Origin of the sequence: Fibrobacter sp. UBA7003, from assembly GCA_002449765.1 — a bacterium.
Classification (GTDB): domain Bacteria; phylum Fibrobacterota; class Fibrobacteria; order Fibrobacterales; family Fibrobacteraceae; genus Fibrobacter.
In genome coordinates this window covers 97,101-112,032 of record DJXN01000007.1, presented here as the reverse complement: position 1 = coordinate 112,032, position 14,932 = coordinate 97,101, and the positions used below count along the sequence as shown (strand labels likewise).

The following is a 14,932-nucleotide window of genomic DNA, read 5'->3' as shown; positions in this document are numbered from 1 at the left end:
TATAAATGACATTTTTCTATACTATATTGTCCTTATAACCATAAGGGCAATTTTTTTATGATTCCGAGTATTCTGGCCAAGCAGATTGAGAAAGGTCTGGGCGACTACATCAAAACAACGTTCCCGATGGCAAACGAACCGTTCAAGGGTTCCGTGGAACGAATGCTAGCCGGCCAAAATGCGGTAAATCACGAGCCCTTTATCGCAGTAAAGCTGCCATTTCGCACAACAGAGAAAGCGGAATACCCCTTTGAGTCGATCCATTCCAAGGACATCCCTTACATCCATCAGACCAAGGCCTTCGAAAGACTTTGCGGCGATGACGGACGTTCCTCCCTGATCGCGACTGGCACAGGTTCCGGAAAAACGGAATGTTTCCTTTACCCGATTCTGGAATACTGCTACAAGCACCGTGGCGAGAAAGGAATCAAGGCTCTGCTGATTTACCCGATGAATGCCTTGGCGACCGACCAGGCAAAGCGCATTGCTTCGCTCATTTTCAATAGCCCGGAACTCAAGGGCAACGTGACCGCAGGCATGTTCGTCGGTGGGCAAGAAGAAAAACCTTCGCTAGTAATGACCGAAACAGATGTCATTACGGACCACGATACAATATTGAACAACCCGCCCGACATCTTGATGACTAACTACAAGATGTTGGACTACCTGTTGGTTCGCCCGAAGGACGCTCCCCTCTGGGAAGACAACAAGCCCGAAACGCTCAAGTATATCGCCGTTGACGAACTCCACACCTTTGACGGAGCTCAGGGCACAGACCTCGCCTGCCTTTTGCGCAGACTCAAGGCCCGTCTCTTTATTCAAAAAGGGTTCCTATGCTGCATTGGGACGTCCGCAACGATGGGGTCGAAAGACAATTCGCAAAAGATTCGCGAATATGCACAAGAGGTTTTCGGAGAAACATTTGACAGTGACTGTGTCATTACCGAAGACCGCCTGACACCATCAGAATTCTTTGAACATAGCGAAAGAACATTCAACGCGCTACCAAGTTCCGAACAGCTTGATGAACTGAACCGGCTTGTAACCGAGGGCGACGAAGCTAGCTATTTGAATTTTGCCGTCAAATGTTTTTTCCCTGAATTTAATGACAACCTTGCAACTCCTGAAGGGCGAATCAGTCTCGGTTCAATGCTGATGCACCACGCCTTGTTACAAGATGTAATCAAGTTCATGGGAGGATCATTTTTTCAAATTGCACAGATTATCGAGCCGCTAAAAAATACACATCCTGAACTTACTTCCGTCAACGATCCCGACGCCTTACTCAACGCTCTGTTCGCCCTAATATCACATGCAAGAACAGGGACTCCCGAAAAAAAGCCAAGGCCTTTCCTGAACGTTCAGGTGCAATTGTGGATGCGAGAGTTGCGCCGTCTAGTCGCTCTCGTTTCTGAAAACGATATCCAGTATTCTATCGCCAACGACCTGAACAAGGAACAGGCAAAGCATTATCTGCCTGTGGTAAACTGCAGAGATTGTGGCGCAACGGGATGGGTATCCCTTTTAAACGAACGGAACAATGCTACTGTCGGAAACCTAGACGCTTTCTATAACCGCTACTTTAAAGCCGACGACCGCATCGCGATGCTATTCCCGGGTAAACAAGTTCAGGGAACGGGGACATTCCAAAAATCGACAATTTGTCCGCACTGTTTACAGGTTGCATTGAACGAAAATGTCAAACAATGCGAAAAATGCGGCACCAATACTATACAAGTTGTAATTCCATTAAAGCCGTCTTCTACCGGTCGTGAACGCAAAATGTACGCCTGCCCGTTCTGTGGTAGCCGTAGAGGCCTTTCGTTGATGGGCTTGCGCAGCACCACGGAAATCAGTGCGACTCTTTCGCAAATGTTCGCCTCCAGGTTCAACGACGATAAAAAGACGCTCGCCTTCTCGGACAGTGTACAAGACGCCGCCCACAGGGCAGGATTCTTCAATGCCCGTACATGGAATTTTGGATTGCGAACGGCAATACAGCATTATGTGCAAGATGGCGGCTCTGGGAAAAACTTTGCAGCGTTCCAAGATGACTTTGTAGAATATTGGCACGGTAAAATGAGCAATGAAGATTTCGTAAGTTTCTTCATTCCGCCCAATATGGTATGGATGCCCGCATACGAAGAGATGCTTGCAAAGCGCACCCTCGCCAATAATGCAGAGACACAAAACTTAATCAACTTGATCGAAAAGCGTTTACGTTACGAGTTGATGTTAGAAATCGGCATCAAGTCTAATATTGGTCGCACACTCGAAAAATCCCATTGCATTTCCATTGAATTTGATGATTCTGAACTGCAGCATGTCGCAGAAATTGTTCGCGAGCGAATTGTCAACGAACTCGGCTCACATGGTTTTGATTCTCCTGAAAAAGTTTTTGAAATTGTTAAAAAGTTCGCGAATACGCTGCGCACAAACGGCGCTTTTAACGACGAATCGCTTTATGGATTTGTCGTCTCCGGAACAGAATACCTGTTAACAAACGAGAAACACCTCTGGATGCCCGGCAAACAGGGCAATTTGAATGTTCCTCACATTCCTATAAAAGTCGAATCTAAAAAGCCTAAATCATCTTACTTTGATTCCTTTGCCGATAACAAATACACCAGGCTTATCGAAGAAGCAAATACTGAATTGTTGAAAAATTCAGATAGTGCAGTTCAAATTGCAAATATAATCGCAGACGAACTCATCAAGGCGAATATTCTACAAACCATGGGAAATCCTGATGGATATATCGCCTATGGCCTAAACAAGTTCAAACTAAAGATTGTAAATACAACAGGCAAAGCATCCCAAGATTACTACGGAAATCTTTATAGCCGAGGCGACTTAGCCAGAGTAAACGCAGCCGAGCATACGGGTTTGCTAGAACGTAATACTCGCGAAAAAGTCGAAATCGATTTTAAGCGTAAAAAGGACTCCCACAAAATTTGGGATCCGAACCTACTTTCTTGCACGCCGACCCTGGAAATGGGTATAGATATCGGCGACCTTTCAACAGTAGTTCTTTGCAGCATTCCACCCGCACAAGCACAATATGTGCAACGTACAGGGCGCGCAGGTCGTACCGACGGGAATGCCTTGACATTGTCTGTTGCAAACGCAAAACCGCATGACCTGTATTTCTATGCAGATCCGATGGACATGATCCAGGGAACTGTCGCACCGCCCAAGGTATTCTTGAAAGCCTCCGCAGTTCTGAGCCGTCAGTTCCTGGCGTTCTGCCTTGATTCCTGGATTCGCAAGGGCATTCCCGAAGATGCGATCCCCCGCAATATCGGCATGGTCCTTACAAAACTCGATAAGCGCGACCCGGCGACATTCCCGTTCAACTTCCTTGCCTTTGTCAAGAATACGCTCAACAAGCAGTTGCGTTCGTTCCAGGAAATGTTCTCCAATGAGCTGGACGATGCAACAGTACGTGAATTGGAATTATTCGCACGGGGAAACAGCGACACTGAAAGCCCGATGTATCTGAAAATTTTGGAATCCTTTGAATCTCAAAAGAAACAGAAAGCATCGTTACAGGCAAATTGCAGGAACCTGAAAAAACAGATTGATGAACTTAAGGCGAAACCGCAAGACAGTTCATATGACGAGCAAATCCGCGAACTGAAAGCAGAACGCGGCGCTTTGCTCGATGTCCTTCGTGAATTGGGACGAAAAGATATTTTCAATTTCTTCTCTGACGAAGGCCTACTGCCCAATTACGCCTTCCCGGAAGCAGGAGTTTACCTAAAGGCCGTATTAAGCCGAAAAATCCAGCAAACAGAATCTACCGATAGCGACGGAACCCAACGCCGTTATGAAAAGCGAGTTTACGAATACAACCGACCCGCTGCATCGGCGATTAGCGAATTCGCTCCGCTGAACAGTTTCTATGCAGGCGGACGCAAACTGACGATAGACCAGATAGATCTATCGACAACAAAATCTGCCAAGTGGAGACTTTGCCCTAACTGTTCGCACGCCCAGTTAGAATCCGAAGTGACAAATAAGGCCGCATGTCCAAACTGCGGTTGCGTAGGCTGGGCAGACTACAATCAAGTCCGCTCAATGCTCAAGGTTCAACTGGTTTACTCAAATTCCGATTACAATAAGAGCATGATTGGCGACGAAAGTGAAGATCGGGCCAACGTATTCTATTGTAAGCAGCTGCTTGTAGATGTCGACGAAGACCACGATATTCAAAGTGCATACCAAATGGACAATGACGAGTTCCCATTTGGTTATGAGTTCGTGAAAAAAGCGACCCTCCGCGAAATCAATTTTGGCGAAAGCGACAACTTCGGCGATAAATTAAGGATTTCGGGAGTAGAAGACATTCGCAAGGGTTTCAAGGTTTGCAAATGCTGTGGAAAAATCCAGCCCGAAAAAGGCCCTGCCCAGCATAGCTATGCCTGCAAATACAAAAAATCGGACATTCCAAAAACTGAATCCGTTTATGAAGATTGCTTATTTCTGTATCGCCAATTCGATACAGAAATTTTGCGACTGTTGATTCCCGCAACAACCACAGAACCCACACAGACTCGTACAGATTCCTTTAAAGCAGCCTTTATGCTAGGGATGAAGGAATATTTCGGAAACGTGGACCACCTACGTGCAACTGTGAGCGATGTTCCCGTAGAAAATGCGGATTTCCGAAAGCAATATCTGGTAATCTACGATTCGGTTCCTGGTGGAACAGGTTACCTTAAGCAATTGATGCACGATGAAAATGCATTGATAAGCATTTTCGAAAAAGCCCTAGATGTTCTTGAAAAATGCAACTGCAAAAACGACCCACAAAAGGACGGCTGCTACCATTGCCTTTTTGCATACCGCGACAGCAAAAAGATTGGAAACCTATCTCGGAGCACAGCAATCCGCCTAATCAAATCCATTTTGAGTGGCAAGGAAAACATCAAGAAAATCGACAAACTCCGCAGCATCTCCGTCAATTCACTGTTTGATAGCGAATTGGAACAAATGTTTGTCGAAACATTCCGTTCTATGGGCAATGATTCCCGCAAAATCGATGTCACGGACGACATGATTAACGGAAAGAAAGGCTATATCGTAACAATACGAACCGCCGAGCATACGGCCACATGGTCTGTAGAACCCCAAGTGGAACTTGACGAAACCGAAGGCGTTTATGTTAAATGCAAGCCTGATTTCATCTTGACTCCTTTGCATGCAGGTTCACAAAAGAAAATTGCCATTTTTACAGATGGATTTCAATTCCATAAGGATATCGCCGCCGCTGATACGTTAAAACGTGAGGCAATACGCCGTTCCGGTAAATATCGAGTGTGGTCGCTAAGCTATAAGGATGTTCAGCAAGAACAACTCAAACAAAGCAACTACGCTTCGGCATCGCTTGTCGCAAACAACATGCCGATGGGCACAAAAATGTATAACCCGACAATTAATGCAGGAAACGCAAGCTGTCTAAAACCGGAATCAATGACTCCATTTGAACTTTTGATTCAGTACATGGAATTACCTGAAGCCGAAAAGCTCTTTGCGACTCAAGCAAGAGCATATTCCTTGTCTCTGCTCGACATGTCAAAATTCAAAAATGACAAGGCGTTTGACGATTGGAAATCTACGGTAGAATGGATTGACCAGCAGACCCACTACTGCGATGCCGAATTCGCTTTTGGCAACACGATGTTTGGGAAATGGAATCCCGGAGAACATTTCCGAGATCTAGATATATATGCAGGGATTTCAACAGCAGATGCAAATAAGAACGCATCCGTTCCTGTCGTTTGCGTACTAAGAGATGATGAAATCCTGCGTTCTACAGTTGATTACGAATCAAACTGGAACGAACTATGGCACTTTATGAATGTCATGCAGTTTGCAGAAAAGTTTATTGCCGTATCGTCAACAGGAATTAACCAGGATGTTTATCTGCACATGCCCATTCCGTCACAAGAGGCAGAAGTAGAAACCACAATTGAAAAAACGCCTTGGGACGTTGTTCTTGAAGAATTGTTTGATGACGAAGCTAGACAATTTGCAGAAAAAGCAAAAACGCAAAACATCCCCGTCGCAGATGAAGTCGGCTACGATTTGGTTAACGAAAATGGAGCCGTTATTGCCACACTGGAACTGGCTTGGACAAGCAAAAAAATATGCTTCATGACGCAAGAGCAGCTTGCCGATAAAGACGCCGTTGAAAAAGACGGCTGGATTATAATTTCAATAGAATCTTTGGACAACAAGGACCTATTCGGAGGAATGACTAATGGCTAATACCGCAAAAGTCGCAATATCTACGGATTTTCTCTCTGCATTTGCAGTGCTGCCCAAGAAAATTCAGGGCAAGGTTACCGAATTTGTAAACAAGTTCCGCAATAACCCAAAGGCTCCAGGAATCAATTACGAAAAACTCGGAGGTATCGACGACAAGATCCACTCCGTCCGTATTGACGACGCCTATCGCGGAATCGTTGTCCGCCAAGAGGAAACGGGCGTCTATTTGCTCCTGTGGGTAGATCATCATGACGAAGCTTATGCCTGGGCCAAAAGAAAACGTTGCGAAGTAAACCCGCAAACTGGCGCAGTCCAGGTTTTCGACGTCCAGCAAGTCGAAGAAAAAGTCAAAAAAAGTGTCAAACTTTTATTTGCAGATGTCAGCGACTCCGATTTAATAAAGTTAAGCCTACCCGAAATCCAGTTGCCCTTTGCAAGGAGCCTCGAAACCAAGGAACAATTCTTTGATGCCGAGAAGGTTTTCCCTCACGACGCATTTGAAAACTTGACATGGATTGTAGAAGGCTTCCCTGTCAACGAAGTACTGGAAATGGTGGCAGAAAACACTGCAAGCACCGTAAAATCCGATAGCCTTGCAACAGCCTTGGAAACACCCGAAAGCCAGAAGAGTTTTGTTATTGTTGATGGCGAAGATGAACTTCGTAGAATTATGGCCGAGCCGCTTGAAAAATGGCGTGTATTCTTGCACCCGTCCCAACGAAAAGTGGTCCAGAAAAACTTCTCTGGGCCGGCAAGAGTCCTAGGCGGCGCGGGCACAGGAAAAACCGTTGTCGCCATGCATAGGGCAAAATACCTTGCAAGCAAACTGGGCGACAAAGATAGAATCCTGTTCACCACTTTTACCGCAAATTTGGCTAATGATATCAAGGAAAACCTGAGAAAGATTTGTTCTGTCGAAGAAATGCGACGCATCGAGGTCATCAATTTTGACGCTCTAGTAAGCCAATATCTCAGGGAACAAGGATTTTCTGCTGTTGTAAAATACGGTGAAGACATTCAAAAACTTTGGAGCGAAGCCGTTGCGGAAGCATCCGAAAATCTGGATTTCGATGTAGATTTCTTTGAAGAAGAATGGAACCGTGTGGCAATTGCCAATGAGGCGTTGACCGTAGAAAAATATGTAAAGGCGCCCCGAGTCGGACGTGGCACTCGCCTAGACAGAAAAAAGCGTTTAGCCATTTGGAAGGTCTTTGAATGCTACATTAATTTGATGCGAGAAAACCATGTACGAGATGCCAACATGGCAATGTACGAATGCTCCTTGCTTTTGCAAAAGAACAAGAAAGCAAAATACGCCCATATTATAGTCGATGAAGCCCAGGATTTCAGCGACAACGCATTCAGACTGATTCGCTCATTCGCTGGAGAAGAACGCGAGAACGACATTTTTATTGTCGGTGATTCTCACCAACGAATATACAAGAACAAGCCCATGCTTTCTAGATGCGGAATCAATATTCGTGGACGCAGTAGCTATCTGAAAGTAAACTATCGCACCACAGAAGAAATTCGCAAATACGCATTCGCCTTGTTGAACGGAATTTCCTTTGATGATTTAGACGACTCGTTTGATGTTGGAGACAAATGTCGTTCATTAACTCACGGAACCGCCCCTGTAATTCAGAATTTCAAAGACTTTGACAATGAATTTGATTTCATAATCAATGAAATTAAGCGGTTGAATAATGAAGGCGAAACGCTAAGCAGCATTTGCATTGTTGCAAGAACACAGAAATATGTGGATATGTATAGCGATGCGCTGAATGCTGCGGGAATGAAGGTGTATGCAATCAAGCGGAACAAATCAGATGACCGTTCAAACGACGGCATTCGTGTCGCAACAATGCACCGCGTGAAAGGTCTGGAATTCAAGTATGTATTTGTGGCGGCAATTAATAACGGCGTAATGCCCCTTAAATCCGCAATAAAGAATACTGACGAGATTAGCAAGCAGGAATCGCTTACATCCGAAAAGTGCCTTCTGTATGTGGCAATGACCCGCGCACAAAAAGGCGCCTACATTACCAGCTATGGCAAGAAATCGGAGTTTATTGGATAGAGTTGCAAGTATTTGGTCAATTGACAAACATTCTCTGGATGTTAGCTAATTTCTATAGCCAAGAAATTTCTGCATTTCAGCGAAAGTGACATAGCCATCCTTTTTAGCATCAACCAATTTCTCCCATTTCCCTAGATTATCCCTTATTCGAGAATTAATAAGTTCTCGTAAAGTACAATTTGACGAATCGAGTTCATAAATCCATTTTCCTTTCCTTATTTTTTTGTACACCATGCAAACACTATCGGCATCACTTTGCCTACTACAAGTGTTCCCTTTTCGATAAACCATGTCAATCATCTTGCCGACTTTAATACATCCACTCCTTATGGCATCATCATTATGCGTTAATTGACAAATAATTGCATCTTTATCTCGGATTCGCGTTTTATATAATGTATCAAGAAAATGCAATTCTTTTTTTCGTTCACCCTTTTTACCAGGCAATACTTCTGTTAAAAAGTCGAATTTCATTCCATAATTTTTTTCTATAGACTCTTGCATCTCTGGATAGCCATCATCATCTTCACTCCATAAAACAAAAATAACATCATTTACATCCTTTCCTAATTTCAACAGGTCAACAACACTATCCTTGATTATTTCTTCTTTCTCAATTTGCCGAATTCGTTTTTTATTCCATTCAAACCGACTCTTTAAGCGATCCCATTCAACATCACTTTTTTCAGATACGAGAAGTGATTTATCAAATAGGCCATCAAACCAATCTACGGCTTTATCTACTGCAGCCTTAGAACCCTTTCCATTTACAGTATCAATGAAATTCGCAGCCTCAAGAGTTCCGCAACCCATTCCATTCTTGGAATAGTTTGCAGACGTAATAATGAGCCGTTTGTCATCAAAAATATAGACTTTGGCATGCAAGCCACTAAAATAACGTACATTATTTTCGTCAGCAACTTCTTCCAAAATCTTTTGTATTGTTATTGGATTACAGCCAGCATTCTCTAAGTCACAAACAAGTCGAACGTCCTTATCTTCTAAAGCCTCAATAATTTTAAATTTCAATGATTCCGAAATAAATGGACAAGCTATTTTTACACTAACAGCATCTCTAAGCCATTCTCTGAATTTATTGCCTACATTAGACTTGATTGTTCCATCTTTTTCAATTTCATCAAACACTAACATATTCTTTTCCCTTAGGTTTATGCTTTTAATATATACACAAATAATCCAAATGTTCCACCAACACCAGAAAAGGTGGTATTATGGATCGTTTCCGCATAAAGGCGGAGCGGTCCTTTTTTTATGTAAAAGGAGCCCAAAATGCCGAAATAAGCCAGAATTTATAAACACATCCATTGATAAATAAACAAATATATTGTATTTTAATCTATGAAGTTTAAAGAAATCTGCGATTACGCAAAGAAAAGAGGCTGGGCTCCAAACCTATGAATTACGCAGCGAAAATAGAGAAAGACAAGGACATGGGCTTCGTGGTTTCGTTCCCTGACCTGCCCAACGTGAACGCGTTCGGCGACACGCAGGAGGAAGCACTCAAGCAGGCGAAGGATGCCCTCGACGGCGCGATGGAATGCGACCTGGATCTCGGCAACACGATGATTCTCCCCAAGACAATGCCCGATTCCGACAAGGGGCTCTACCCGGTCGAGCTTTCCCCGCGAATCGAGATTGCATACAAACTATTCGAAGCGCGCAGGGGTCAAAAGAAAAGCGAGGTGGCGCGTCGCGCAAACATCACCCCGCAAGCGTACCAACGTTTTGAAACTCCAAAGGGCTCGCCTTCCGTCGAAACGCTCTACAAGCTGGCACACGCCCTCGGCAAGCAGCTCGTGGTCGAGTTCGTGTAATATTTACTCCGCCCTTTTTTTGTTCAATCAAACCGATTTTCGATATTTTTTATATCGATTTTGCGTTTGACCGCAAGAAATCTTGATGTCCAAAATTCGGATATCAAGTTGCCCTAAATTTTTGTATATTACTCCCAGCACCAGAAAAGGTGGTATTATGGATCGCTCCCGCTTAAAAGGCGGAGCGGTCCTTTTTTTATGCAAAAGGAGCCCAAAATGCCGAAAAACATGGCCGTTGCGCCGAAAAAGCCCGAATTTTCCCTGATAGACGAGGATTTGCTCAAGTCGCGGATATATACCATCCGCGGGGTAAAGGTGATGCTCGATGCCGATTTGGCAGAAATTTACGGGTATAGCACCGGAGCCTTTAATCAGCAGGTGAAAAACAACATTGAAAAATTTGACGATGATTTCCGGTTTCAGATAACACAAACGGAATTTTCCGGTTTGATATCAAAATTTTTGATATCAAACCGAGGCGGAACAAGAAAAATGCCTTACGCCTTTACCGAGCAAGGCATCTACATGCTCATGACGGTTCTCAAGGGCGAACAGGCGACCGCACAGAGCAAGGCCCTCATCCGTCTTTTCAAGCAGATGAAGGACTACATTGCGGCGGAAAACAAGCAATTGCTAGGAAATGACGGATTTGCTCAAATCGCATTGCAGACTGCACAAAATACGAGGGATATCGCGAAACACTCTGCCGGTATTAGGGAACTTTCTGGTGAAGTCCATGATATGCGTGAAAACCTCGGAAAGGTGAACCTGGACCTGCAAAAAGTCATGAAAAATTTCGTCGATCCGAGCACTTTCAAGCACTTTTTGATTCTGAACGGGCAGCGGCTGGAGGCCGATGTCGCCTACACGCAGATTTACGGCATGGCGAAAAAGTCGGTGCTGATTGTAGATGACTACCTGGATGTAAAGACGCTCGACTTGCTGCGGTGCGTGGCGAAGAACGTTTCTGTCAAGATTTTCAGCGAGCAGCACGGGCGAACCCGCTTGACCGAGAGCATGCTGGCGGACTTCAGGGCCGCCCGCCCGGACGTTGAACTTGACGATGTTCGCACCACGGGGAACATGTTCCACGACAGGTACATCTATTTAGATTTCGGGACCGATAGTGAGAAACTTTTCCACTGCGGAGCTTCGAGTAAGGATGCCGGCAACAAGATCACGACCATCATGCAGCTGGAAGATATCGCGGGGTATCGTGCACTGTTCGAGAGGCTGTTGCGAGAGGGGGAATAGAATTTGTTTCGTGTAGTTCGTATTCCGCACATGAGTAGTTGTCAAGGAATACTTGACAACTGCCGGGGCGTTGCGGGGGCGGCTGCCACCGCAAATTATCTATCTTTGGCACATGCCCGAGAAATTCACGAAATGGGTTGCCTGCTGGGGCAACGCGACCTCCATTACCGACCGCAAGGAAGCGACCTACGCGAAAGACTTGACGCTCCGCTACCCGATACGCGCGTGCTTTTCGGGCAACAAGCTGCGGTTCCATTTTTCGAATCTCACCGGCACCGAGCCCGTGACGATTAGCGAGGCGTACGTCGCAAAGGCCGCGCAGTTTACAAGCGACGCGCATCTTGATAACGTGCAATACTCCCCGACCCCCATCACCTTCGGCGGCCGCGCATCCACCGCAATCCCCGCGGGCGAAGAAATCCTGAGCGACGAAATCGCATTCGACGTGACCGCAGGCGAAACATTTGATGTAAGCCTCTACTTCGCCGACTTTACGCAGATGAACGCCGGCACGGCAATCACGGGCCCGCTTTCGGGCGGCAAGTACAGCTACGGCAACTTCGCAAAGTCTGCAACGCTGCCAGACGACTTAACGCGCAAAACGAACTGGATTTATTTCCTCAACACCATCGACATTTTCACCGAAGAAAAGAACTTTGCGCTGGTGTGTTTTGGCGATTCCATCACGGCGCAGGACTGGCCCGACTACCTCACGCTGCGTTGCGCACGCGAGGGCTTCAACAACGTTTCGATTATCCGTCGCGCAGTAAGCGGCACGCGCATCTTGCGCGAATACAGCTGCATCACCTACGCGGCATACGGACTCAAGGGTGCCACGCGTTTCCCCATCGAAATGAACGTGGCAGGCGCACGCGCTGTCATCGTGCAGCACGGCATCAACGATATCATCCACCCGGTCGGTGTCGAAGTCAACAAGTTCCGCCCTTGGAGCGACATGCCCACGGCCGACGACCTCATCAACGGCGTGCGCACGCTCTATATTATGCACGCACGCAAGCTTGGGCTCAAAATCTACAGCGGCACGCTCCTGCCCATTTACGGCTGGCGCACCTACAACGAAAACCGCGATATCATCCGCGTGGCGTTCAATCAGTGGCTCCGCACCGCACCCGATTTCGACGGCTGCGTGGACTTCGACGCGGCCGTTCGTGGCCACGACAACCCGAAAGCTTTCAGCAGCGGTTTTGACTCGGGCGATCACTTGCACCCGAGCGCCAAGGCGTACGAGGCCATGGCCGAATGCGTCCCCGAAGAACTGCTCAGATAAACTATCTATATTTTCCGCATGCAACCCTACATCCACCAGTTCGCCGATTTCTTGAGACTCCATCTCAACTCGATTGCCATCGGCCTCGTCGCGACACTGCTCATCATTTACGGCGGCCACATAAACGGCTACTTCAAGAAGATTACGAAGAGCCTCCCCTTCCTCGGGCGTTTTGCGTTGTTCGTACTGCTATGCAGCGCAGGCTACGCATTCATGTCGTCGCAGCTGGTGCGGCTCCTTAAAATGTTCCTGTACGGCCAGGCGGACCTTCCCCTGATCGGCATTATCGCAGCCGCGTTCATCGTGCTCGCATTCTGCGCCCGCAGCGGCAAGGACATCTAAGGCACGACCCTCCGCCCCGAAACTAGAGTCTCGACTTTATTAGTTTGTACAAATCGCCGAATACTTCTTCGGGGCTGCGGTCGGCGTCGATGGCGGCGACACATTCCGGATACTCGCGCGCCGCGGCCAGGTACCCCTGGCGCACCCGTTCGAAAAAGTCGGCCTTCTCCTGTTCGAGCCTGTCGGGTGCCTCGCCCCGCTTCACGGTGCGCGCGCGGCTCCGTTCGACAGTCAAATCGAGCACCACGGTGAGTTCCGGGAAGCAGCTTCCGCAGGTCAGTTCCGTAAGCTTCTGCACCATGCCGGCGCCGAGCCCGCGGGCATAGCCCTGGTAGGCGAACGTGCTCCACGCGAAACGGTCGGCAATCACGATCTTCCCCGCATCGAGCGCAGGCTGTATAATCTCGTGAATTACCTGGGCACGCGCCGCATTGTAAAGCAGCAGCTCGGTCTTGTCGCCCATGACGCCCTTGAACGACGCATCCAGGAGAATCTCGCGCACGCGTTCCGATATCTTCGCGCCGCCGGGTTCGCGCAACTTCACGACGGAATAGCCTTCCGCCGTGAGCCTCGCGATAAGCATGTCGATCTGGGTCGACTTTCCGGACCCGTCGATACCTTCCAGGCTAAAGAAGCGCTTCGCCGTCTGCATAGGCAGCCGTATTACTCGAGGTCCTTGCCGTGGCACTTCTTGTACTTGAGGCCGGAACCGCACCAGCACGGATCGTTGCGTCCGAGCTTCGGTCCCTGCTGCTGCGCGCGCTTCCTTGCGGCGGCGAGCACGGCGGGGTTCGTATAGGTACGGCGCACCGTCGGGCGCGTGCCCGGCAAAGCGGACTGCGGCATCGGCTGGCTACCCTGCTGCTCTTCCGAAATCGCGTTGCTCTCGGAATGTGCGGCGGCACCCGCGAGGCCTGCGGCCTGGGCGCCATCGGCACTCAGCTGTTCGGCGCCGTTTTCCTGGGTAGACTCGCCGGCGGCGTTCCCAGCTTCCTCGGCGGCCTTCTTCTCGGCGTCGATCTGTTCCTGGCTCTTGAGCTGCAGCTGGTCCGGAGAAACAGTCATGCCGTTCGGGAGCGTAATGCGGATGTTCAAGATACGGAGCGCCGTGAGCGTCGCGATCTTCTCGAGGCAGCCCTCGAACATCTTGTAGCCCTCGTTCTTGTAGACCATCAGCGGGTCCTTCTGGGCGTATCCGTGGAAGCGGATGGCGTCCTTCAGCTGGTCCATGGCGTAGAGGTGTTCCTTCCACACCTGGTCGATGGTCATGAGCAGGAAGCGGCGTTCGATGTTGCGGAAGTCCGCATCCGGAATAATCTTCGTGAGCTTGTCGTAGCGGGCCTTGCAGAGCGCGATGATTTCGTCGAGCACCTGTTCGGGCGTGCGCTTCGTCGCTTCCTCGAACGTAAGGCTGTATTCCATGCCGAGCGTGCGCTGGAGATCGGTATGCAGGCCTTCCAGGTTCCAGTTCTCGGGGTAGCTCTTCGCCGGGATGTAGCCCGAAACCTTGATGTCGCAGGCATCCTCGATGCGGTTCATGATTTCGTCGCGGATGTCCTCGCCGTTCAGGATGCGGCGGCGGAGCCCGTAAATCACCTTGCGCTGCTCGTTCATCACGTTATCGTAGTCGAGCAAGTGCTTACGGATATCGAAGCTCTGGCTCTCGACGCGGCGCTGTGCGCTGCGGATGGAGCGGCTCACGATGGGGTGCGTAATCACCTCGTCCTCGCCCACGCCAAAGCGGCTCATCAGGTTCTTCACGCTGTCGCCGCCGAAAATGCGCATCAGGTTGTCGTCGAGGCTGAGGAAGTACTGGCTCGAACCCGGGTCGCCCTGACGGCCGGAACGGCCGCGCAGCTG

9 protein-coding genes are annotated in these 14,932 nt (G+C 48.2%); 6 read left to right on the top strand and 3 right to left on the bottom strand.

The window, feature by feature from the left end:
• Nucleotides 1–57: 57 nt before the first annotated feature.
• Together B2952_RS05410 and B2952_RS05405 are read left to right on the top strand one after the other, a co-directional pair.
• Nucleotides 58–6,273, top strand: coding sequence for a DEAD/DEAH box helicase (locus B2952_RS05410; protein ID WP_290734043.1), 6,216 nt, complete (start codon nucleotides 58–60; stop codon nucleotides 6,271–6,273).
• Complete coding sequence (locus B2952_RS05405; RefSeq protein WP_290734041.1) at nucleotides 6,266–8,353, top strand: UvrD-helicase domain-containing protein; 2,088 nt, start codon at nucleotides 6,266–6,268, stop codon at nucleotides 8,351–8,353. The genes B2952_RS05410 and B2952_RS05405 overlap by 8 nt, the downstream gene beginning before the upstream one ends.
• Nucleotides 8,354–8,398: 45 nt before the next feature.
• On the opposite strand, the gene B2952_RS05400 is transcribed toward B2952_RS05405, so the two are convergent.
• On the bottom strand, nucleotides 8,399–9,505 hold the full coding sequence (locus B2952_RS05400) for a phospholipase D family protein (protein ID WP_290734039.1): 1,107 nt from the start codon (nucleotides 9,503–9,505) through the stop codon (nucleotides 8,399–8,401).
• Between the two features lie 263 nt (nucleotides 9,506–9,768).
• Here B2952_RS05400 and B2952_RS05395 point away from each other — a divergent pair, with 263 nt between their 5' ends.
• From B2952_RS05395 to B2952_RS05380, 4 genes are all read left to right on the top strand, one after another.
• Complete coding sequence (locus tag B2952_RS05395; RefSeq protein ID WP_290731662.1) at nucleotides 9,769–10,188, top strand: type II toxin-antitoxin system HicB family antitoxin; 420 nt, start codon at nucleotides 9,769–9,771, stop codon at nucleotides 10,186–10,188.
• A gap of 216 nt (nucleotides 10,189–10,404) precedes the next feature.
• Nucleotides 10,405–11,442 carry an ORF6N domain-containing protein gene (locus tag B2952_RS05390; protein WP_290734037.1) on the top strand — a complete coding sequence of 346 codons (1,038 nt, stop codon included), beginning with the start codon at nucleotides 10,405–10,407 and terminating at the stop codon, nucleotides 11,440–11,442.
• Nucleotides 11,443–11,554: 112 nt separating this feature from the next.
• A complete protein-coding gene (locus B2952_RS05385; RefSeq protein ID WP_290734035.1) occupies nucleotides 11,555–12,730 on the top strand; it encodes a GDSL-type esterase/lipase family protein in 1,176 nt (391 codons plus the stop codon).
• An 18-nt stretch (nucleotides 12,731–12,748) separates the two neighbouring features.
• A complete protein-coding gene (locus tag B2952_RS05380) occupies nucleotides 12,749–13,072 on the top strand; it encodes a DUF3392 family protein (protein ID WP_290734033.1) in 324 nt (107 codons plus the stop codon).
• 22 nt (nucleotides 13,073–13,094) lie between these two features.
• On the opposite strand, the gene tmk is transcribed toward B2952_RS05380, so the two are convergent.
• Nucleotides 13,095–13,724, bottom strand: coding sequence for a dTMP kinase (gene tmk, locus B2952_RS05375; protein ID WP_290734031.1), 630 nt, complete (start codon nucleotides 13,722–13,724; stop codon nucleotides 13,095–13,097).
• Nucleotides 13,725–13,735: 11 nt separating this feature from the next.
• On the bottom strand, nucleotides 13,736–14,932 hold a 1,197-nt coding region (locus B2952_RS05370; protein WP_290781525.1), incomplete at its 5' end, for an SEC-C metal-binding domain-containing protein.